We start from the raw sequence: 20,642 nt of genomic DNA, 5'->3' as shown, positions 1-20,642 counted from the left end.
CAACCAGATGCGGATTGTTTGGGGCAAGACATGCGCCCTTCCCTGCCTCACAATACGGCGTCGATTTCGCCCCACTGCACCCTTTGGCGAACCTGCTGCGCGCAGGAGATATTGGCAATCGCTGCTCGCTGAAACGATATATTGCTCTGAGGAATGGCCCTACTGGCGTTCGATCGGATGGCTAAAAGGGGGCCGAAAGCTGACCGTCGCCTGTTGGGGTCAAGTCGCCAAGACCAGACATTAACTGGCGGTCCGGCTGCAACCCGCAGACGTCGCCCCAATTGGCTGCCCTTGCGAGATCGACGAACGTTGGCAGAATCGAACTGCCACCTAGCGTCGAGCCGTTTTGCGGATCTAGGTCGACCGCATGTTGGGTTGCCCCTCCAGCTGAATAATTGTCTACGCTACGGTATGGTCCGACATCAACTCTAGCGCTTTCACCATCGCCGAGTGGTCTAGTTCGTCCCAACCATGGGCTGCCGCAGTCTGCATCAGCTGTGCCGCGCAGGCCGTCTGAGGTAGAGCGACATCGAGGGCTTTGGCGCCCTGCAGGGCAAGGTTTAGGTCCTTCTGATGAAGAGCAATCCTGAATCCGGGATTGAAGGTCCGCTTGATCATGCGCTCGCCGTGGGCTTCGAGAACTCGGCTTGCCGCAAAACCTCCCATGAGCGCTTCGCGCACCTTGGCCGGGTCGGCGCCCGCTTTGCTGGCGAAGACCAGCGCCTCAGCGACCGCGGCAATGTTCAGCGCAACGATTATCTGGTTGGCTATCTTGGCGATCTGGCCGGCGCCTACGTCGCCAACATGCGTGATGTTCCTGCCCAGCAGAGCGATGAGCGGCTCAACCCGATTGAATGTGCTTTCGCTGCCGCCAACCATGATGGTCAGAGAGGCAGCTTTTGCGCCGACTTCACCGCCCGACACCGGAGCGTCTGCGTAGTCGCAGCCAAGATCCTGTACGCGTCGTGCAAAATCCCTGGTCGCAAGGGGCGATATGCTGCTCATATCGATTACGGTCTTGCCGGGCGTCAGACCGTCGACAATTCCATTCGCTCCAAACAGCACCTTCTCCACATCAGGTGTATCGGGGACCATCAGAAATATGGCTTCAGACGCCGTGGCAACCTCCGCCGCACTGCTCATGACGGCAGCGCCAGCGTCGACAAGCTGCGGTGGCACCTTGCTGCGCGTATGAACAAATAGTTCGTGGCCGCCAGCGCACAAATGCCCCGCCATCGGGGAACCCATGATACCAAGACCAATAAAGCCGAGTTTCATGTCTTAGACTCCGTACTTTTCAAGCCAGGCCAAGCCTGCTTCGGTGCTGGCGGCGGGTCTATATTCGGCACCGATCCAGCCGGAATAACCGATGCGATCGATAAGCGCGAAAAGGAAGTCGAAGTTCAGTTCACCCGTCCCCGGTTCGTTTCTGCCGGGATTGTCGGCAAATTGGATGTGCCCGATGCGATCGAGGCTTTCGGCGATCGTTGCGGCAATTTCGCCTCCCGAGCGCTGCGCATGGTAGATGTCGAACTGAAGCTTCAGATTGTCCGCGCCAACTTCGTCGAGGATGGGAAATGCCTTGCTGACGGTGTCCAACCAGAAACCAGGTACGTCGCGACTGTTGACTGGCTCGATCAACAGACCCAGATTGGAATTCCGGCATTCCCCTGCCGCGAAGTGCAGGTTCTCGATGAAGGTCCGACGCGCTGTATGTTCGTCGACGTCGTCTCCCGACAACCCGGACAGGCAGTTGAGTTGCGGCACTTCGAGCGCCTTTGCATAGTCGATGGCTTTGGCAACCCCGTCCCGAAACTCTTGCTGGCGTGCCGGATTGCAGGCGATACCTCTGTCACCCGCTGCCCAATCGCCTGCAGGAAGATTATGAAGCACCAATGTCAGGCCGGTGTCCGACAGCCTTTGACGGATAGCGTCTGCCGCCACTTCATAGGGAAACTGCAGCTCTACCGCGTCGAAGCCGGCAGCCCTCGCTCGGTCGAATCTGGCCAGAAGCGGCACATCGGCGAACAGCATCGATAGATTGGCCGAAAAACGGGGCACTGCGGGTGGCTCCTTACTTGGTCTGTTGTTTGCAAGCGTGTTGCCCAGCTCGGCGGCTTAGCCAAGCAGCCACGGTCGGGTGGGGGCAGCTTCCGTTAGGATCTCAAGACTGTTTTCACCGATATGGACCACATGCTCAAAGCCGGCGCCCTGACCCTTTTCGGCGCCCAGGAAGCACTCAATGGCGAGCACCATGTTCGGAGCGACTACGTCATGGGCGGAAGAGGTGATGAACGGGCTCTCACAATCCAGTCCAAGGGAATGGCCAAAGAACGGAATCATGTTCGCGAAAGCGGAGCCGCCGCCGCCTCGTCGAGCCATCGCACGGGTTCCGGCCGCGTGAAGATCAGACAAAAGTCGCCCCGGTTCGATCTCGGCTATCACGCTGTCGATAACCGCGATGGAGTCTTCAAGCAGAGCCTCCTGACCACCGGTTGGAGGCACCCCGATCACCGTAGAGCGCGTCAGGTCACAGTAGTAGCCGTGTGCAACCGGACCCCAAAGATCGATATGAAGCATATCGCCGGCCTGGAGCTGTCTGGTGCTATCCCAGGTCGGAAGTGCTTGGCGATGGCGGTAGCGCTCAGCAACCGGACCGCTTGAGATCGCCACATCATAGGCCCATCCGCCTGACGCCGCGAGCCAGCGCAGCCCCTCGCCGACCACCTCGCCTTCCGTGCATCCGGGCTGCGCTGCCTCAAGCATAACCTGCATCCATTCGCAGCCAATGCGCGATGCGTCCCGCAACAGCTCGAGTTCATGGGCACTCTTGATCAGACGCAATCGCGTCAGGATGTAATCGGCCGGCTGCAGACTGGTGGACGGACCAAGTTCGTCCGCGAGACAGACGGCAGCGCTGTGCAGGAGGCCAGACTGCCCTGCAAGTCCAATGCGCCGGCCGCGCAGACCCAGCTCGACAGCAATGCGGGCCGCGTCGCGGTCGACGAATGTCGACAGGCGGATGTCCTGGACGCCAACACTTGAGTGGTCGATGTCGTAGGAATCCGTTACCAGAACCGGCTCGCGTTCCGGCGCGAGGATAAGCGCAGCATGGCCGCGTGCACGATGGGCGTGGCTGTCTGGAATGTGGCTCACCGCCGACATGTGGTTGGTCAAATAGAGCAGGTCCTGACAGCCATCGGAGTTCGTCGATCCGCGGCCCCATACGATCAGGCCGTCCAGCCCTTCGGCGACGGCCGCTTCGAGCGCGCGTGTCCTGCGATGGCTGAGCTCGGCGTCACCGGGGCGCAGCAACGCGGTCGGGCGGGCGATGAAATTGGTCATTGGCGGACTTCCAGTTTTTATGATCATGCCGATACCCTCAGCGTCCGGGCATACCCAGTGTCGCGGCACACCCAAGGCCGGCCGGTTCAAACGGCCTTCCTGCTCATTCGTTTCGGATGGCTTCACGACCGAGACGGCGTGACTGCAGCAGAAGAGCTGCGACCACGCACGTGGTGACGAAAAGCAGTTCGACGGTGGCGACCGCGGCTACCGTCGGATCGATCGTGTCGGTGGTGCGGCGGTACAACAGAACAGGCAACGTCAGGAAGGTTGGCGATTGGAGGAAGAGGGCCAGCACCAACTCGTCGAAGGAGGCTAGGAAGGCGAGAAACATGCCGCTCAAGACTGCAGGACGGATGATTGGAAACGTGACCTGGAAAAATGTTGCGAGCGGTCCGGCCCCCAGGCTCGCGGAAGCACGTTCGAGCGAACGATCGAAGGTCTGCAGCGAGGCGACCACAGGGATGACGAAGAAGGGCAGCGCCATAGCCGAATGCGCCAGCACAAATCCTGTCATTGTGCCGTTCAGGTGCCAGCGCAGGAAGACGAGGTAAACGCCAAGGCCAACGACAATGACCGGAACGATCTGCGGCGCCAGCACAAGGATGCGCAGGAACGAAATCAGCCGTGACTGGCTGCGAGCGATCGCGAAGGCGGCGAGCGTTCCCAAAACGGCGGAAATCGCGGCGACGATGATGCCGATTACGACGCTGTTGAAAAAAGCGCCGGTCCAGACCGGGTCCGCCAACTCGAGATAGCGCCGCATTGTCCAGCTGCGTGGCGGAAAGGCAAAACTGTCTTCCCCGCTGAAACTGATGGGCACGATGATTGCCAGGGGCAGGACCAGCCAAATCCCGATCAGAATGCAGACAAGCGGCAGGATGACCCTTGACCCTCGGCCTGCGTCAACGTTGTCATGCATCATGACGCCTCATAGGCGCGGCTGGTCCGCGAGATCGCATTGCCGAGCACGACGAAGACTGTCGCGGCGATCATCAAGACAAGCGCCATTGCTCCGGCGCGCCCAAACGCTGCTGTCTTGTCGAATTGGGTGAACATAAGTTGCGAGAGAAGGGACTGTTGCTGTGAGCCGAGCAGAGCGGGCGTGACAAAGAAGCCGAGGGCAAGGACGAAGACCAGCATCGAACCCGCCACAAAGCCCGGGGTGGAGAGAGGGACGTACACCTGCCAGAAGGCACGGCTCGGTGTCGCGCCGAGGCTTTGAGCAGCCAGCACCAGCCGCCGGTCAATCCCGCGCAGAACCGCGTAAAGCGGCAGTAGCATGAACGGAAACAAGATGTGCGTCATACCCATAAGCACTGCGGGCATCGTACCTAGAAAACGGATCCGGTTCAGACCTAGGGCCACCAGAACATCGTTCAATGAACCCTGGTATTGCAGCATGACAACCCATGAGAAGTTGCGCAGCAGGATGCCAAAGAACATCGAGATCAGAACGGCTCCCAGCATGACGGTGCGCGTGCGGGCACTGACCACGGTCATCAGATAGGCGTATGGGAAGGCAATGAGGCTGGTCAGGATTGTGCTCACGGCGGCCACCAGGATGGTGCGAAAGAGGATGGTCCGGTTGGCTTCGCCACCGAGGAACCAGGCCAGATTGTCCAGCCCCCCACTCTGCGGCGCGTCGAACTCGGTAAATGTGCGCAACAGGATGATCGATGTCGGGTAGAGGAAGAAGACGGCGAGAAACAGAAACACCGGCAGGGCCAGAAGCCACCATTGATCGAGGCGCGCGAGGAACGGGCGCGAGACCGCGCCCGTTTGCTTGCCTGTAATGCCGCTGGATACCGACATGACGCTCTTGGCCCGGGTTTGTTACTGCGAGAACAGGGTCGTCAAACGATCCTTGACGATCGCATCGTTATCACTCCACCACTTCGCGTCCTGTAACAGCAGCTGATCGCTGAAGTTATCGGGAAAGAAGGCCTTTGCCTGATCGTCAAGCTTGGGCGGCGCACCGGTGGTGCCCATGCCATAGGGAAACCGTTCGGCGAGTGCGACCTGCGTCTTGTGCATGGCGGTATATTGAAGAAAGGCGGTCGCGGCTTCGACGTTCTTTGCGCCGCTTGGAATAGCAAGATTGTCGTAGAGCGTGACCGCACCCTGGAAGACCGCCTTGATATCGGGATTGGTCTTCGAGGCATTCAGCGCACGCCCGTTGGGCAACAGCGCCATGTCGTATTCGCCATTGGCAAGGCCGTCTTGAATCAAGGCGAAGGTTGCGACCGTAACCAGCGAGTCCTTTGCGCTTTTGATCTTGGCAATCGCGCGCTCAAGATCGATCGGATAGATCTTTGCCTTGTCAATGCCATCCGCCAGCAAGGCGGTCTCGAGGAGACCCGAATTGCTTTGCGAATTGACCGCGCGCGGTCCCGGAAATTTGGCCGTGTCGAAGAAATCGGCGACGCTCGTCGGCGGGCTCGTATACTTCTTGGCGTTGTAGGCTAGCACGTAGGAGAATTTGACGACAGGGACGCCACACTTGTTCGTGTCGTATGCCCGATCGAGCTGCGACCGGTCGATATCGGCTTTTGCAAAGACAGTGCCACAATTCGCATCGACCGTGCTCGACTCGATCTCTACGACGTCGACGCCGACATTTTGGGCCTCTTGCTGTGTCTTGAGTGTCGCCAGATCTGGCGAGTCTGTCTGCTGGACAGTGACACCGGTCGCGGCGGCGAATGGCTGCAGCCAGGCTGCGTCCTGGTTCTTCTGCAGATCGCCACCGAAGCCGGCGAAGACAAAGCTCTTGCCTTTCAGATCAGGTGCCGACTGCGCACCCGCAGCGCTCGACAGGCAAATCAGTGCGACGGTCGCCAAGGCTAGCGTTTGGCGCTTGTTCGAAGTTCCCATTTCATTTCCCCTATTCTTGATTCTTTGGCCAAAGACTGCAATAAATACATTGAAGAAACGTTTCTTCATGGCAGAAAATGCGGCATGGCGCGACATCTGTCAATGCTCTATTCCGCAGCCGGCAGCGTCCGTGCGGATGAGATCGGAAAGGCGACACTGACAGCGCGATTGAGGGGAAACTCGGTCTCGGGCCGCGACGAGACCACCGCGGTGCCGCCGGCTTCCAGATCGATGACGACTTTGCGCAGCGAGCCGAGATAGACGATGTCGCGAATGAGGCCGGGAATTTCATTCCAGCCCGCCGGCGCGTCACCGCGGGCAACGAGGCTACAACGCTCAGGACGAACGACCACGGCAGCCCGGCCTGAACTTGGTGTCTGTTCGATCCTCGTGCCTTTAACGGTCCAGCCTGGTCCCGACACCGTGCTGCGATCGGACGATTGGTGCGTTACATCGCCGACCCAACAGTTCGATTCACCAAGAAACTGTGCGACAAACTTGGTCAGGGGCGCATCGTACAGCTCGCTTGCGGTTCCGACCTGCTGGATTTTTCCCGCGTCGAAGACGGCGACCCTGTCGGACATGACAAGCGCCTCTTCCTGGTCGTGGGTGACGAACACCACCGTCACGCCGAGCTCGCGATGTATGCGCTTGAGCTCGAGTTGAACCGATTCCCTGAGCTTCCTGTCAAGGGCGCCCAACGGTTCGTCCATAAGCAAGAGCCGGGGCTGGAAGACGAATGCCCTGGCGACGGCAACGCGTTGCTGCTGGCCACCGGAGAGTTGACGCGGCAGCCTGTCGGCAAACGCCTCGATAGCAACCATGCGCAACGCTTCGTCGACACGGCGTCGCAGCTCGTCCTTGGCAACCCGGCGCTGCTTGAGGGGGTATCCAACGTTCTCGCGCACCGTCATGTGCGGGAACAGTGCGTAGTGCTGAAACACCACGCCAATGTTGCGCTTGTAAGCTGGCAAGGCGCTGATGTCCGCTCCGTCGATCAGGATCTGGCCTGATGTCGGCATCTGGAACCCGGCAAGCAGGTTCAAAGCCGTCGTCTTGCCGGAGCCGCTAGGCCCAAGCAGTGTGAGAAACTCGCCCGGCCGAACCGTCAGGTCGAGCTTGTCAATAGCGATCGGACCGAAGCCATATCGCTTCGAAACTCCGATGAACTCGACTTCGGCTGCCTTGAGTGTCGGTGAAGTCATCTTGTTTCCCTTGGATGCCTACTGTGCGCTTCACTCTTACCTTCGCGGTCGCGGTCTTTAGCACTGCGAGCACAGGCCACTGGCGTTTGCCTCGTCATCCTAGCAGCGCTCAGAAAGTCGCTCGAGGCGAGAACACGCCAAAATCGCCTTGCAGAAACGTTACTTCAAGCTATAATCTCTGTCCAGACCCGATTTGCGTGGGTCCAATGTTTTGCGTCCAAGAGAGGAGTTGCATGTCCAGATCGAGCTTTCCGCAGGCCGGTTCTACGGCAGATGCGGTGATGGAAGAGCTGCGAGAGTCCAAATCGCAAGACGTCGACTGGCACTCGGGTCGAACAAACCTCTACGTGCAGTTCGGCGGCGACGATGTCCTGGCCGTCGCGCGCAGTGCCGCTGATCTCTTTTACTCCGAGAACGCCCATGGCGTGGCGGCTTTCCCGAGCGTGGCGAAACTGCAATCCGATGTGCTTGAATGGCTCTTGAGCCTCGTTGGCGGCGGACCGTTTGCGGACGGCTGCTTCACGGCCAGCGGCAGTGAAAGCATCTTAATGTCGCTCAAGGCGGCCCGAGACTGGGCAAGGGCGCGCCGCCCCGATCTGGCGGTGCCGAAGGTACTGGTTCCTCAAAGCGCTCACCCTGCTTTTGAAAAAGCCGGTGCCATTCTGGGTCTTGAGGTCGTGCGCACGCCCCTGCGTGCGGATTATCGGGCCGATGTCGAAGCGATGCAGGCGCAGATCTGTCCGAGAACTGTCATGGTTGCCGGGTCCGCCCCGCAATTCGCCCACGGGGTTGTGGACCCGATTGGGGACATTGCCGCCCTCGCCCTTCGCCATAATCTCTGGATGCATGTCGATGCCTGCATCGGCGCCCTCATCGCGCCGTTCGCCAGGCTGGCCGGCGTTGCCGTTCCGGCCTTCGATTTTACCATTGAGGGCGTCCGCTCCATCTCGGCCGATATCCACAAATACGGTTTCGGAGCCAAAGGAGCATCGGCGGCTCTGTTTCGCCATCGCTGCTGGCGGGCCTCCTATGCGTTTGAGTTCGACGACTGGCCGATCGGCTCTTATGGCTCAACCGGACTGGCCGGAACACGATCGGCTGGGCCCATCGCTGCCGCATGGGCGGTGATGCGCTATCTCGGCCGCGATGGCTACACCAGGATTGCCCGCGAGATCCTGGAAGCCAGTCGGAAACTTGAATGCGGGCTACAGGCGATCGACGGGGTCGAACTGGTGTGCACTCCAGACCTACCGATCCTGGCGTGGCGCGTTCCCGAATATCCCATAGGCGCAGTCGCCGCGGCGATGACTATGCGGGGCTGGTTTGTGCGGCCGATGGCTCGTCCCGAAGCGATCCACATGGGTATGATCACCATGCATCAGGCTCCGGTCGTCGGCGCCTATCTGCAAGGTGTCCGCGACTGCGTCGCCGAACTGCGCGAACAGCAGTTGCATTGACCGCCCGGCCCGGCCCAACCCCTTGATGGAGTGAACTGATGAACGAGGATGACGCAATCCAGCTGATGAAGGCGCATGCGGCAGCCTGGAACGCCCATGACGTTGACGCACTGCTCGCGCTTATGACACAAGACTGCATCTACGATGCGGCCGCGGGAAAAGCGCCATCGGGTGACCGCCATGTCGGACACGAAAAATTGGGAAAAGCCTTTGCCGCGATATGGCAGGCCTTTCCGGATGCCTGCTGGGCCGATGCTGAGCATTTTGTTTGTGGGGATCAGGGTTTCACCACCTGGACGTTCCGGGGAACCAAGGCCGGGGGACAAGCCATTGAAGCGCGGGGCGTGGATCTGTTGCGGTTTCGCGACGGACGCATCTGCCACAAGGATACGTTGCGCAAGAACGTGCCGGCGTAGGCCTGTTCAGGATGGTTTCGACGTCAGGACCGCTTTGGTCGTGGCCGAGGGCGACGCCATCGAACGCAAGCGTGCAGGCTCTGCCGCGGCGCGATGACCAACATCTGGGGCCGAGCCCCGCAGGACGACCTCGAGCGGCAGGAACTGGCAGTCTTTCGTTTCAATGCCGCGAATGAGGTCGAACAGGACCTTGACCGCCAGTTGGCCAAGCGGGCCTGGGTGTTGGCGCAGAGCGGTTATTGTCGGCTCCGTATTTTGTAGGGCTGGCGCATCGGTGACCGAAACTACGCGAACCTCGGCCGGCACGCCGATACCCAGCGACTGAAGGCGAGCCAGGACCTTGACGGCAACGCGATCGTTCTGGGTCACGATCACATCGCTGTGCAGTTCGCGCACCGTCCTAAGGATCTCGTCGACACTGTCGTCGTCAAGCGTCGCGCAGTGAAATTCTCGAACATCACAACCCGCATCGGAAGCCCATCGTTGCATGCCGCGCAGGGCGTCCACGACAAAGCTTTTTCGTGCGCCCAGTGTAATGAACGCTATTTTTTCGCCGGGGATGACCGTCTGGCCGAGAAGGTCTGCAATGCCCCTCTCATTGTCATCGTCGATCCACGGCGCGTGCTGGTTGTTTGGATCGTAGCCGACCGTAACAGTCAGGATTTCCTTGTTGCGAAAGAACGCGAGCACGCCGTCATCTTCGATGGGATCCACCACGATGACGCCGTCCAGCGGCACGCGCAATTTGTGCAGCGACGATACGTTGTGCGGCAGAAGAATCGGAGCGAAGCCTTCCGACAAGGTCGCATCGCTGGCGTGTATGGCGATCGACGCCCAGTTCCAGACGTCAGAAATGTGTGCCGGCTCGGCCGTGGCGATCGAAATCCCGATCAAGCCCAGGCCCTGACCGCGCAATCCCCGCGCGATGGCGCTCGGCCGATAGTCGAGCTGCGTGGCGACTTCGTGCACCTTCTTGCGCGTCGCCTCGGGCAAGCGCCCCTTGCCCGACAGCGCGTCGGAGACGGTCGTCAGCGACACGCCCGCCGCGGCGGCGACGTCCCTGATTGTCGGTTTCCTCGGGGCCTTCATGGCTTTCTCTTAACAGGGGCTTGACAAAGTGTCGAGCGAGCATAAAAGTACGTGAAGAAACGTTTCTTCAAGTAGAAATTGACCGCTGGTTGCCTGATCGTGGCAATAGCCCTGAGCATCGGAGCATCCGTTTTGAGGCGTCTTCCTGATTTGTCGCGCCCTGTCGTTGCGAGCCATCGGATCAAATCGTTTGACCGTCCGTGCCATCGTCGCGATCACCAGTATGGCGAAGGTTGCGCGGCGATGATCCCTTCCGCCTCATGGATGCAAGCATGACGTCGCCAGTGGGCCCATGGTCACCCGTGACTGAAATCGCCCAGGCCGTGCAACAGGGGCGGATCACAGCCATTGAGGTGATCGAGGCGGCACTTGAACGCGCCGTTCGCGTCCAGACAGATCTGAACTGCTTCGCCCAGATTGATGCCTCCGGGGCTCGCGGTGTGGCAGCCGACATCGATCGCCGGCGCGCCGCCGGCGAGACACTTGGTTTACTCGCGGGCGTTCCTGTCGCGATCAAGGATTGCACGCCGGTGGCGGGCCTCGGCAACCGGTTTGGTTCTCACGCCTTCGTCCACAACATTGCCTCAAGGGACGCTGTTATCGTTGAGCGCTTTCGAAACGCCGATGCCGTCATCCTTGGAAAAACGACGCTCTCGGAATTTGCCTCCAGCAGCTTCTGCGACAGCCCCCTGACCGGGATCACCCGCAATCCCTGGAACCGGGAGCATACCGCCGGCGGATCATCAGGGGGCTCCGCCGTCGCTGTGGCGACTGGATGCGTGGCTGTTGCCCAGGGAACCGATATGGGAGGCTCGGTGCGCATTCCGGCATCCTGCACGGGACTTATCGGCATTAAGCCGGCCGCCGGTCGCATCCCACTCGACGACCAGCCGTCCTTCGTCGACGACATCCAGCATCATGGGCTTCTGACACGATCGGTCGCCGATCTTGCTGCATGCCTGCCGTTGCTTTGTGGCCCGTCGCGCGCCGATCCGACTACTTGCATTCCAGGCTTGCCGGATCTCGACACAAGCAAAGGCGTGGCCGGGCTGAAGATCGCCCTCAGTGATGACCTCGGCATATTCCTGATCGAACCCGAGATTCGCGATCGGCTCGATCAGGCAGCCAGGCATCTCGAGGCGGCAGGTGCGATCGTGAGCCGTCCTTTGTTGAATTGGGATCGTTCCATCGCCGATGGTTGGGTCCGCCATTGGCATGTTTATCTCGCCAGTTTCTTCGGCGAAGCGCTCGACGCGATTGGACCGCTCGCCGACCCGCGCCTGGTCGAGGCCGTCGCCAAAGGACGCATGCATGATGCCGTCTCGATCCGGCGGCTCGATCTTGTGCGGCGTAGGCAATGGGACGCTTTGGCGGACGTGTTTTGCGACAGTGACGTCCTGCTGAGCCCAACGATGGCGCGGCCGCCCGTTGGGGTCGACGAGGACGATGCGCGCTACCATGCGGCCACGCCCGACGGCAAGAAGCGCGGCCTCGACATGACATCGGTTTTCAACTGGGTGCCGTGGTGTCCGGCGCTCAGTGTTCCCGCCGGCCTCTCCTGCGACGGGCTGCCGATCGGGCTGCACGTCACGGCACATCCTCAGCGCGAGGATATTGCCCTGCGTGTCGCGGCGACGATCGAGAGGTTCTTTCCGCATCAATGGCCCAATGGCTGGAGCCCGTGATGGCCAGTCAGAAATGCAATCGGGCAGTCCAAGAGACGTCCCTCCCGATGGCTAGTCTGCTGCACCACCTCGCAGGCGGCGCCGGCTGATCGTCCAGCACCCGAACGTCGCTCCACCAAACACGCAAAAGGTAACGCCATGAAACCAGCGACATCAGCGAACCAGGCCGCGCATTTGCCTTTTGCGCAGGCATTTGTCGGGCCGCGCGGTCACAGTCTTTTGCCTGGTGGCTTCGGCAAGGCCATAACCGCCGTTGGTCCCTGGTCGCCGATGGCGGTCCGCGGTGCCGGTTGGCGCTTGTGGGACGACACCGGCAAGGAGTTGATCGATCTCCATGGCAACTTCACCGCCAATATTCATGGCAATGCTCACCCGGCAATCGTGGCGGCGATCGAAAACGCTGCCCAGTGCGGATTGTCGTTTGGACTTCCAAACCACTACGAGATCGAACACGCCAGACGTCTCGTCGACCGCCTCGCCGGTCTCGACCAGGTGCGCTACACAAATTCGGGGACCGAGGCCACGCAGCTTGCCGTACGCCTGGCGCGCGCGCGCACCGAGCGCTCTGCGGTGATTGTCGTCAACGGCTCCTATCACGGCTGGAGCGAGTCCGTGCTGCCAACGCTTGGAGCGCGCGCCAATCGAGGCATTCCGCCTGGCATGCGATCGGAGACTATCGTCATCGGCTTTGACGATGTCGAAGGGCTGGAGGCAGCGATTGCGTCGACGCCCGAACGCTTCGCGGCCATCGTCCTTGATCTGCTGCCCAATCGCATCGGCATGGTCCAGCCGAGCGATGCCTTCGTCCAGAGGGCGCGGCGCTTGTGCGACCTTCATGGCATGGCGCTCATTGTCGACGAGGTGATCAGTTTCCGGCTCGCAAGAGGCGGACTGACGACCGCCCGCCGGCTCGATGCCGATCTCGTCTGCGTCGGCAAATTGATTGGTGGCGGCCTGCCTGTCGGTGCCCTTGTCGGCAAGCCACAATGGATGGGCGAACTTGATCCGCTGGGGCGCAACAGCCTTGAACATGGCGGTACGTTCGCTGCCAATCCTGTCACCATGGCCGCCGGTGTCGCAACGCTCGACCTCCTGGATGAGGATGCCCTGGTTCGCATCGCCGCGCTTGGACAGCGCCTGCGCGATCAACTGGCCGAACCCCTTTCACGGCACGGATGGGAGCCCCGTGGCATGGGTTCATTGTGCAGGCTCTACCCCGTTTTTGTCACAGAGGCTGCTGAGGTGGCGGAGCAGCAGCGCCGCTTGTGGTGGGCTCTCTACGAGCGCGGCGTCCTTGTTGCAAAGCATGGTGTGTGTGCCATCAGCACTGTGATGGATGAGGCCGTGATCGACCGCGCCGTCGCCGCGATCGATGATGCCGTGAAGGTCTTGTCGTGAGGCGTGGCGCGTGGATCTGGGATGAACGGCGATGCCGGTCATAACCTGCGTCGAGGATCTGCGCGTGCTGGCCAAGCGGCGCGTTCCGCGAATGTTTTACGACTATGCCGACAGCGGCGCCTGGACCGAGAGCACCTACCGGGCCAACGAAGCGGATTTCAAAACCATTCTGCTGCGGCAGCGCGTTGCAGTGAATGTCGAGGACCGCTCTACAGCAGTGCTGATGCTTGGCCAGCCTGCTAGAATGCCGGTTGCGATTGCCCCGATTGGCCTGGCCGGCATGCAGCACGCCGACGGCGAGATCCACGCCGCGCGCGCTGCCGAAAAATTCGGCATTCCCTTTTCGCTATCGACGATGAGCATCTGCTCGATCGAAGATATTGCCGAGAATACCAGCGCACCGTTCTGGTTTCAGCTCTACATGATGCGCGACCGCGCGGCGATGGTTCGGATGATCGAGCGTTGCAAGGCCGCCAACTGCGCGGCCCTGGTGCTGACACTGGATCTGCAGGTGCCGGGGCAACGTCACAAAGACCTGAAAAACGGCCTGACCGTGCCGCCAAGGCCCACCGTGGCCAATCTCGTCAACCTGGCGACGAAGCTGCGCTGGTGCGCGGGGATGGCAGCCACGAGGCGCCGCAGCTTTGGAAATCTGGTGGGCCATGTCGATGCGGTTTCCAACATGCGATCGCTGTCGGCATGGTCGTCCGAACAGTTCGATCCCCGGCTTTCCTGGAATGATGTTGACTGGGTCCGTCGCCAATGGGGCGGCAAACTGATCCTGAAAGGGATCACGGACGTCGAGGATGCAAAGCTTGCGGTAAGACACGGTGCCGATGCGGTCGTCGTCAGCAATCACGGCGGCCGCGTCCTGGATGGAGCGCCTTCTTCTATCCGTGCTCTGCCAGCAATCGCCGAGGCCGTTGGGTCCACGACCGAGGTCTGGATGGATGGCGGCATCCGTACCGGTCAGGACGTTCTCAAGGCTTGGGCTTTGGGCGCGCGCGGCACGATGATCGGCCGCGCGATGATCTATGGCCTGGGCGCGATGGGCGAAGCCGGCGTCAGCAAGGCCCTGCAGATGCTTCACAAGGAGCTCGACGTCACGATGGCGGTGTGCGGACACACGCGCATCACCGATGTCGACCGGGCAATCCTTGTGCCAGGCACCTATTGAACGCGTCCGACTGAAAGGAAAACGCAATGACGATCGAGCATCTTAACCCCTCAGGCCTCAGCACGCCCAGCGGCTACGTGCACGTAACTGTAAGCGGTCCTGGCCGGTTGGTTCACGTTGCCGGCCAAGTGGCCAAGGACGTCGAAGGGCGAACGGTTGGTGTCGGCGATCTGACGCGCCAGACCGAGCAGGTCTACGCCAACCTGCGCATCGCGCTGCAGGCGGCCGGCGCCGATTTGAGGGACGTGGTCAAGCTCGTCACCTACGTGGTTGACCTCACATCCGACAAGGTGGCGACCGTGCGTGCTGTGCGTACCGGTGAGATGGGTAAAGGCCCCTTCCCGGCCAGCACACTGGTTGGCGTCAGTGCTCTCGCAGCGCCTGAGTTTTTGATCGAGATTGAGGCCATAGCGGCGATCGCTTGAGCGTTTCATCACGGCCGATCGCGTATTGCCAATGCGGCAAGCCATGGGGATGAGGAGAGGAGTTTGCATTGAATGACTTCGTGATTGATGCGCCGGCGTCAGTTTCCTTGCCCATCGTGGGCTCCAATGCGCGCTTTCCGGTTCGCCGCATCTATTGTGTTGGACGCAATTACGCTGATCATGCCGTGGAGATGGGCATCGATCCACGATCCGAGCCGCCGTTCTTCTTTCTCAAACCAGCTGACGCCGTGCTTCAGCCGGGAGAGAGCTTCCCCTATCCGCCAGGTTCGCAAAACGTCCATCATGAGGTGGAACTGGTTGTCGCCCTTGGGCAAGGCGGCAAAGACATTCCGTTTGCGGCCGCGCTCGATCATGTGTTCGGCTACACGGTCGGCTTGGACATGACACGGCGTGATCTGCAACTTGCCGCGCGCGCCAAGGGACGGCCCTGGGACGTCGGAAAAGCGTTCGATCACTCAGCACCACTGGCCGCACTCGTTCCTGCGGCGATCTGCGGTCACCCAAATCAGGGGCGTATCTGGCTGGACGTCAACGGTGCCAGGCGTCAGTCGGCCGACCTCCGCGACTTGATATGGCCGGTAGCGGAAGTGATCGGATTGTTATCCCAACTCTTCGAATTGCGGCCGGGCGACATCATCATGACCGGCACGCCCGCAGGCGTCGGACCGGTGGTGCCCGGCGACAGTGTCGAGGCGGGTATCGACGGCGTCGCGACACTCTCGCTGGTCATTGGAGGACGTGATGGCGATCACTAGCGATGGCCCCAAGACAGTCGTCGCGATGCTGCTGGCATCGCTTCACGGTACACTGGGAGAGGCTTGTCTCCTTATGGACAGTAGGACATAGAGCCTTTTCTTGAGGACGGAGTGGACGGTAGTGGGGCGGTGCTATCTGCGTGGAGCTCCTGTCGAACATACGGCGGTCTACATGCTGGTAGAAGGCATGCTAACTAAACTCCAGGGCGGCCGAAGTCACTGCGCATTACCACCCCTCAAAGTCCCGTCGCCCATTTGCGTCAGTTCGGGGAGTCTGCTTCTCGCCCTGAGCGGCCTCTAAGGGCGGTAATAAACGATGCCGCTTACAAGATGCGGACGTGATCAATGCAATGACCGAACGGAGGCGCAAAGCGGTCGTTCTCTAGAAGACAAACGTGATCGCCGAATAGCGGTCCGGCTTCTTGAATCGTTTTTGGCGAACCCGCTTCGTAAGATCTCGTATGGTCTGGCGAACCTGAGGATCAGTAGGACGACTAGTTTTTCAATGCAACGGCATTTCTCTTTCCTACAAATGGGTTCGGTCAGCGACCATAAGAGGTATGAGCGCGGCGGGTTTGGGGCCAAAACGGCCGGTCCGCTGCTTGCCGCAACAGTCAGGAGGCGGACGTTCGGCTGGCCCACCGTTGCGGTCGCGCGACCGGACCTACGGAGCGGGGTGGCTCTAGGCAGGCAGGCCGGGCGTCACCGGCAACCTTGAGCAGCTTCAGAAGGCTTTTCGAACGCCATGCGCTGCGGGTTATGCTTTTGAAGATTTTACTGTACGTGCCTTCGGCGGCTCGGCGAGGGTGATCTGATTTGCCGTACGGTCGGTAATTTTGGAGATTTTTGCGATGTCATCACCGCGCTGCCAGTCAAGAGCTGGTCCGACTATTCCAATCGCGTGAATCGTCCATCTTCGGTACCAATGATGGCACATGCTCGACCCAGCGTTTTCCTGGTTCTCGAAAATCTGGATGTTGGTGTCGGCTATCTCGCGCGACTGGATAAGAACGTCCGTCGGACGATCGTCAGACCGATCAAGGAGCTTCCTGTAGAATCCTTTGGCTGCGGCAATGTCCGCTGCAATGGCGGCATAAACACGTTGAATGCGCATTAGAGCCTCCAGATTTCTTCAAATCGACCTGCCGCCGATGTCTACTGTCGCGCGATTTCATCCAGGAAACAGCCTATGAGGGCGTTCTTGACAAGTTTGCGGTTGGCGATTGCCGAAAACTCCGTTTTTTTGGCCACATCGCTGGTCAAGATCGGACGGATCTCTCCTCGCTTTTCCCAGATTTGCGCAAAATGGGTTGGAAGAAAGCCGAGATAGCTTCCCGACAAAATGAGGAACAGGACGCCCTCGGTCACATGTGAGATCGCTTTCAACGACATGTTCATGCGATCGACATAGGTTCGCTCTGCCTCCGAATAGCCGTGCTGGACGAACGCCCGTCCGGACAGGTCAGCGATCTGGATATCGCTGTCGACGAGAGGCCACAGCGGATGCCCTGGCCCGCAGTAGAGATGGCTCACCTCTTCGAAAAGAGGCACGGCCGAGATGTCCGGATGCTCTTTTTCGAGGATCGTCACACCGACATGGATTCGCATCTCCTGGACGCCGCGGGTTATTTCCGCGGACGATCCGGAGATAATCCTGATGCCAACGTCCTTGTGCTTGCCGCAATAGGCCGAGATGGCGCGATGCAGAGGGGAATCCGATTGCGTGACAATCGTATCGACCAGTCCAATGTACAGCGTCCCGGTCAGGCCGGCCATCGTGTCGTTGATCTGTGAGCGAAAAATCTCCAGAGAGGCAAGCAATTGGCTCGTCGCGGAATAGGTCCGCTCACCTTCTGGCGTGAGGCTGAAGCCCGCTCGGCCTCGGTTACACAGCCGCATGCCGAGGCGGATCTCCAGATCACTCATCTGCTTGCTAATCGCGGACTTTGAAGCGCCTAGCTCGACTTCAGCGGCAGAGAAACCACCGCAATCGACCACGGTGCGGAAGATGCGGAGCAACTTGATCTCGGCGTCGCCGATCTCGCCCGTGAAAAGTCGATGTGGCCAGTTCATGATTGATCATTGCTCAGGCGGGGGGCCAGTTTGCACCCGCCCGAGCCACACTAAGGGACCAAGGGGGGGCCTACAAGCTGCCCGCAGGTGTCGGATGCGGAGAGTTCACAAAGCTGCTCGGATCGCCGCCAGTCCCCGCGTGATATCTTCGGCGGAGTTGTAGAAGTGCGGGGAGAAGCGGATGAAGTCCTTCCGCAGCGAAGCGATCACGTTGTTCTGCTTCAGCGTCCTAGCAAATTCGGCGCTGTCCTTCCCGGCAAATCGCGCAGCCACGGTCGCAGAGCGCTGATTTGAATCCTTTGGACCGAGGACTTCGGCGCCGAGTTCACGCAATCCGTCGATCAATAGCCTTGAGATTGTCGCGTTGTGCGCCTGGATTGCAGGGATGCCCGTGTCCAGCAGATAGCGCAAGCTGACCGTCGCGCCAATTGCGGTGCCATAGGCCATGGTGCCGAATTCATAGCGCTTCGCCCCCTTTGGCAATTCAACCCTGTCGGCCTGAAAATCCCACATGTCCTTGTGCGATCGCCAACCCAAAAGGCCGGGGTTCATGTCCTGCATGCGAGGCGAGATATACGTCAGGCCTGTACCGAAAGGACCGCACAGCCATTTGTATGTCGAGGTTGCCACGGCGTCGATGCCGCTACCCACGGCGTCAACCACGACCTGCCCGGCCGACTGGGTTCCATCGACGACGCACAGAGCACCATGGCGGTGTGCTTTGTCCGCAATCGCCTTCAGGTCGTAGATCTGGCCAGTTCCGTATTCCACATGCGAAATGCAAACGACGGAGGTGTTGGCATCGATCGCGCCAAGCAGTTCGTCTACGTCGATGGCCATGGCCTCGCGTGGCTTCACCCAGCGCATCTCGGCACCAGTGTGCTGCGCGACCCGCATCCATGGGTAGACTGTGCTCGGATGCGTTATGGATGTGGCAACGATGGTCGATCCTTTTTTCGGCATCGCCGCCCAGGCCAGCGACGACATCAACACCGTCTCGCTGGAGGCGACCGCGATGTCGGCAGGTGTTGCGTTGAAGAGCTCGGCCGCGGCCGCGTTCAGGTCATCGAAGCATTTGACCTCGGATTCCTCATCGAACGTCACAGTTCCATCTTCGGCAAGTTGTGTCTGCCACCGATTGATCGCTTCGGCCGCCGTCTTGTGCGTTAGCCCGACGGATGCGGCATCGAGATACACGTAAGATTGCGCCGGCGGAAAAACGTCCAGCGATGCCAGGCGGCCCTCGTTTGCGTGGTTGTCCAATGTCTAGCTCCCTTCAGGATCGTGCTGGTTTCAGATGCGACAGATATTTGCGCTCAAGCTGGCGGAATACCGCTGTGATCACGAAGGTGAGCGCAAGGTAGAGGACGGCAGCAGTGAGCAGGCCTTCAGCGGCGAGATAATATTTGTTGTTGAGCATCCTTCCGGCGCCCAGGATGTCGATAATGGTTATGGTGCTTGCGACCACGCTGCCATGCAGCGTGAAGATCACTTCGTTGGACAAAGGCGGCAGCGAACGTCGCCAGGCGGAGGGGAAAACGATCAGCCAGAAGAGCCGGACACCGGAAAGACCGAGAGCCTTTGCGGCTTCGACTTCGCCTTTGGGGACGCCTTCAATCGCACCCCTGAGGATCTCCGTGAGATACGCGGCGGAGCAGAGCGTGATGGAGAGGAAGGCGCACCCCCACGCCCCGCGCAACACCGGCCACAAAAACGAATGGCGTATAAGCTCGAACTGCGCGGCGCCGTAGTAGAGGAGGTAGAGCTGGACAAGCAGCGGCGTGCCGCGGAAAACATAGGTATAGCCGAACACGATCGGGTTAAGGACGCGAAGCTTTTGCGCCCGGATCACCGCCAGAGGAATGGCGATCGCTGCGGCCAGCAGCAAGGGTAGCGAGACCAGCAGCAGCGTGTTGATCAGGCCTTTGGCGAAGAGCGGCCAGTTGGTGGCGATAACACCGAGATCGATCGGTGATAAATCCTGGAGCTTCGACCACGCGGTTTCCATGTCAGACGGTCTCCGCCACGCGAAGCCGTCTGGCGAGAAAGCGCAGTCCCACGTCTGAAGCGATCGTCAGGCCGAGATAGATGATCAAAACGATGAAGATGAAGGTGAATGGTTGGTGGGTTGCGCGTCCAGCTGCGTTCGCCTTGTTCACGATGTCTTCCAGCCCCATCACCGACGCCAGGGCAGTCGTCTTCATCAGGCTGAGCCAGTTGTTGGTGAAGCTCGGCATGGCGTTGCGCATGAGTTGGGGCCAGATGACCAGTTTGAAGAGGATCCAGCCGTTCATGCCGAGTGCCTTGCCGCCCTCGCTTTGACCTCGCGGGATCGACAAATATGCACCACGGAACGTCTCGGTCATGTAGGACCCGAAAATGACGCCAATCGCTGCAACGGCGACGGTGAATGGGTCGAGTTGCAGCCTGACCCACAATCCGGTGGCGTCGCCGATCCGGTTAACAACCGCCTGGCCGCCGTAGTAGAGGAGTAGCATCAGCACCAGGTCTGGAACGCCCCGGACCAGGGTGGTGTACGTCTCGGCCGCGCTGCGCACGGCCGAGAATTTCGATGATTTTGCCCACGCACCGATCAGGCCCAGTGCCGTCGCCAGCAGGAGCGAGCACACGCTCAACGCAATCGTGACGTAGACGCCCTTCAGCACAAACGGCAGGTAGTCGCCAGTGTCAGCCACGGTCACCTTCTATCGTGGTGCTCGGG

At 60.3% G+C, this 20,642-nt stretch carries 20 protein-coding genes; 7 read left to right on the top strand and 13 right to left on the bottom strand.

Annotation, left to right across the window (positions count from 1 at the left end; translation table 11 throughout):
* Positions 1 to 399: 399 nt before the first annotated feature.
* The 7 genes from A3A9_RS0126655 to A3A9_RS0126625 all read right to left on the bottom strand — a co-directional run bounded on the left by A3A9_RS0126655 (position 400) and on the right by A3A9_RS0126625 (position 7,424).
* Positions 400 to 1,278: a 2-hydroxy-3-oxopropionate reductase gene (locus A3A9_RS0126655; protein WP_027061360.1), complete on the bottom strand. Its 879-nt coding sequence runs from the start codon at positions 1,276 to 1,278 to the stop codon at positions 400 to 402.
* Positions 1,279 to 1,281: 3 nt separating this feature from the next.
* The gene (hyi, locus tag A3A9_RS0126650; protein ID WP_027061359.1) at positions 1,282 to 2,061 is read right to left on the bottom strand and encodes a hydroxypyruvate isomerase; all 780 of its coding nucleotides are present in this window, start codon (positions 2,059 to 2,061) and stop codon (positions 1,282 to 1,284) included.
* Positions 2,062 to 2,118: 57 nt separating this feature from the next.
* Positions 2,119 to 3,345, bottom strand: coding sequence for a M24 family metallopeptidase (locus A3A9_RS0126645; RefSeq protein WP_027061358.1), 1,227 nt, complete (start codon positions 3,343 to 3,345; stop codon positions 2,119 to 2,121).
* A 103-nt stretch (positions 3,346 to 3,448) separates the two neighbouring features.
* Complete coding sequence (locus A3A9_RS39585; RefSeq protein ID WP_033838823.1) at positions 3,449 to 4,267, bottom strand: ABC transporter permease; 819 nt, start codon at positions 4,265 to 4,267, stop codon at positions 3,449 to 3,451.
* Entirely contained in the window at positions 4,267 to 5,160 is an 894-nt protein-coding gene (locus A3A9_RS39580; RefSeq protein ID WP_051371191.1) for an ABC transporter permease, read from the bottom strand. Before A3A9_RS39580 ends, A3A9_RS39585 begins: the two co-directional genes overlap by 1 nt.
* A gap of 21 nt (positions 5,161 to 5,181) precedes the next feature.
* Entirely contained in the window at positions 5,182 to 6,315 is a 1,134-nt protein-coding gene (locus A3A9_RS0126630; RefSeq protein ID WP_027061357.1) for an extracellular solute-binding protein, read from the bottom strand.
* 11 nt (positions 6,316 to 6,326) lie between these two features.
* Complete coding sequence (locus A3A9_RS0126625) at positions 6,327 to 7,424, bottom strand: ABC transporter ATP-binding protein (protein ID WP_027061356.1); 1,098 nt, start codon at positions 7,422 to 7,424, stop codon at positions 6,327 to 6,329.
* Positions 7,425 to 7,447: 23 nt separating this feature from the next.
* On the opposite strand from A3A9_RS0126625, the gene A3A9_RS39575 reads away from it, so the two are divergent.
* Together A3A9_RS39575 and A3A9_RS0126615 are read left to right on the top strand one after the other, a co-directional pair.
* Positions 7,448 to 8,881, top strand: a complete 1,434-nt coding sequence (locus A3A9_RS39575) for a pyridoxal phosphate-dependent decarboxylase family protein (RefSeq protein WP_161634544.1) — start codon at positions 7,448 to 7,450, stop codon at positions 8,879 to 8,881.
* A 38-nt stretch (positions 8,882 to 8,919) separates the two neighbouring features.
* Positions 8,920 to 9,297, top strand: a complete 378-nt coding sequence (locus A3A9_RS0126615; RefSeq protein ID WP_033838813.1) for a nuclear transport factor 2 family protein — start codon at positions 8,920 to 8,922, stop codon at positions 9,295 to 9,297.
* A 6-nt stretch (positions 9,298 to 9,303) separates the two neighbouring features.
* Here A3A9_RS0126615 and A3A9_RS41905 read toward each other — a convergent pair whose 3' ends face one another.
* Positions 9,304 to 10,386 (bottom strand): LacI family DNA-binding transcriptional regulator, encoded by a 1,083-nt coding sequence (locus tag A3A9_RS41905; protein ID WP_051371187.1) that lies wholly within the window; start codon positions 10,384 to 10,386, stop codon positions 9,304 to 9,306.
* 272 nt (positions 10,387 to 10,658) lie between these two features.
* Between A3A9_RS41905 and A3A9_RS39565 the strand changes: the two genes are divergently transcribed.
* The 5 genes from A3A9_RS39565 (at position 10,659) to A3A9_RS0126585 (ending at position 15,847) form a co-directional block, all read left to right on the top strand.
* Complete coding sequence (locus tag A3A9_RS39565; protein WP_161634543.1) at positions 10,659 to 12,071, top strand: amidase; 1,413 nt, start codon at positions 10,659 to 10,661, stop codon at positions 12,069 to 12,071.
* 138 nt (positions 12,072 to 12,209) lie between these two features.
* Entirely contained in the window at positions 12,210 to 13,469 is a 1,260-nt protein-coding gene (locus tag A3A9_RS39560; protein WP_051371183.1) for an aspartate aminotransferase family protein, read from the top strand.
* Between the two features lie 31 nt (positions 13,470 to 13,500).
* Positions 13,501 to 14,646, top strand: a complete 1,146-nt coding sequence (locus A3A9_RS0126595; RefSeq protein ID WP_027061354.1) for an alpha-hydroxy acid oxidase — start codon at positions 13,501 to 13,503, stop codon at positions 14,644 to 14,646.
* A 26-nt stretch (positions 14,647 to 14,672) separates the two neighbouring features.
* Positions 14,673 to 15,071 (top strand): RidA family protein, encoded by a 399-nt coding sequence (locus tag A3A9_RS0126590; protein ID WP_027061353.1) that lies wholly within the window; start codon positions 14,673 to 14,675, stop codon positions 15,069 to 15,071.
* Between the two features lie 68 nt (positions 15,072 to 15,139).
* Complete coding sequence (locus A3A9_RS0126585; protein WP_027061352.1) at positions 15,140 to 15,847, top strand: fumarylacetoacetate hydrolase family protein; 708 nt, start codon at positions 15,140 to 15,142, stop codon at positions 15,845 to 15,847.
* A gap of 757 nt (positions 15,848 to 16,604) precedes the next feature.
* On the opposite strand, the gene A3A9_RS0126580 is transcribed toward A3A9_RS0126585, so the two are convergent.
* The 5 genes from A3A9_RS0126580 to A3A9_RS0126560 all read right to left on the bottom strand — a co-directional run bounded on the left by A3A9_RS0126580 (position 16,605) and on the right by A3A9_RS0126560 (position 20,616).
* Complete coding sequence (locus A3A9_RS0126580) at positions 16,605 to 16,961, bottom strand: hypothetical protein (RefSeq protein ID WP_027061351.1); 357 nt, start codon at positions 16,959 to 16,961, stop codon at positions 16,605 to 16,607.
* Positions 16,962 to 17,002: 41 nt separating this feature from the next.
* Complete coding sequence (locus tag A3A9_RS39555; protein WP_033838812.1) at positions 17,003 to 17,920, bottom strand: LysR family transcriptional regulator; 918 nt, start codon at positions 17,918 to 17,920, stop codon at positions 17,003 to 17,005.
* A gap of 105 nt (positions 17,921 to 18,025) precedes the next feature.
* Positions 18,026 to 19,183, bottom strand: a complete 1,158-nt coding sequence (locus tag A3A9_RS0126570; RefSeq protein ID WP_027061350.1) for an aminotransferase class V-fold PLP-dependent enzyme — start codon at positions 19,181 to 19,183, stop codon at positions 18,026 to 18,028.
* A 13-nt stretch (positions 19,184 to 19,196) separates the two neighbouring features.
* Positions 19,197 to 19,928 (bottom strand): ABC transporter permease, encoded by a 732-nt coding sequence (locus A3A9_RS0126565; RefSeq protein WP_082222234.1) that lies wholly within the window; start codon positions 19,926 to 19,928, stop codon positions 19,197 to 19,199.
* Position 19,929: 1 nt separating this feature from the next.
* Entirely contained in the window at positions 19,930 to 20,616 is a 687-nt protein-coding gene (locus A3A9_RS0126560; RefSeq protein ID WP_027061348.1) for an ABC transporter permease, read from the bottom strand.
* Positions 20,617 to 20,642: the final 26 nt, after the last annotated feature.

Origin of the sequence: Mesorhizobium loti CJ3sym, from assembly GCF_000472785.1 — a bacterium.
Lineage (GTDB): Bacteria > Pseudomonadota > Alphaproteobacteria > Rhizobiales > Rhizobiaceae > Mesorhizobium > Mesorhizobium loti_E.
The sequence above is the reverse complement of the archived record's forward strand: the minus strand, read 5'-3'. Positions and strand labels throughout refer to the sequence as shown.

Excerpts from the sequence above, each read along its gene's own strand:
- A3A9_RS0126655 (WP_027061360.1), bottom strand. The coding sequence starts at position 1,278 with ATGAAACTCGGCTTTATTGGTCTTGGTATCATGGGTTCCCCGATGGCG.
- A3A9_RS0126645 (WP_027061358.1), bottom strand. The coding sequence starts at position 3,345 with ATGACCAATTTCATCGCCCGCCCGACCGCGTTGCTGCGCCCCGGTGAC.
- A3A9_RS39585 (WP_033838823.1), bottom strand. The coding sequence starts at position 4,267 with ATGCATGACAACGTTGACGCAGGCCGAGGGTCAAGGGTCATCCTGCCG.
- A3A9_RS39580 (WP_051371191.1), bottom strand. The coding sequence starts at position 5,160 with ATGTCGGTATCCAGCGGCATTACAGGCAAGCAAACGGGCGCGGTCTCG.
- A3A9_RS0126630 (WP_027061357.1), bottom strand. The coding sequence starts at position 6,315 with ATGTCGCGCCATGCCGCATTTTCTGCCATGAAGAAACGTTTCTTCAAT.
- A3A9_RS0126625 (WP_027061356.1), bottom strand. The coding sequence starts at position 7,424 with ATGACTTCACCGACACTCAAGGCAGCCGAAGTCGAGTTCATCGGAGTT.
- A3A9_RS0126615 (WP_033838813.1), top strand. The coding sequence starts at position 8,920 with ATGAACGAGGATGACGCAATCCAGCTGATGAAGGCGCATGCGGCAGCC.
- A3A9_RS41905 (WP_051371187.1), bottom strand. The coding sequence starts at position 10,386 with ATGAAGGCCCCGAGGAAACCGACAATCAGGGACGTCGCCGCCGCGGCG.
- A3A9_RS39565 (WP_161634543.1), top strand. The coding sequence starts at position 10,659 with ATGACGTCGCCAGTGGGCCCATGGTCACCCGTGACTGAAATCGCCCAG.
- A3A9_RS39560 (WP_051371183.1), top strand. The coding sequence starts at position 12,210 with ATGAAACCAGCGACATCAGCGAACCAGGCCGCGCATTTGCCTTTTGCG.
- A3A9_RS0126595 (WP_027061354.1), top strand. The coding sequence starts at position 13,501 with ATGCCGGTCATAACCTGCGTCGAGGATCTGCGCGTGCTGGCCAAGCGG.
- A3A9_RS0126590 (WP_027061353.1), top strand. The coding sequence starts at position 14,673 with ATGACGATCGAGCATCTTAACCCCTCAGGCCTCAGCACGCCCAGCGGC.
- A3A9_RS0126580 (WP_027061351.1), bottom strand. The coding sequence starts at position 16,961 with ATGCGCATTCAACGTGTTTATGCCGCCATTGCAGCGGACATTGCCGCA.
- A3A9_RS39555 (WP_033838812.1), bottom strand. The coding sequence starts at position 17,920 with ATGAACTGGCCACATCGACTTTTCACGGGCGAGATCGGCGACGCCGAG.
- A3A9_RS0126565 (WP_082222234.1), bottom strand. The coding sequence starts at position 19,928 with ATGGAAACCGCGTGGTCGAAGCTCCAGGATTTATCACCGATCGATCTC.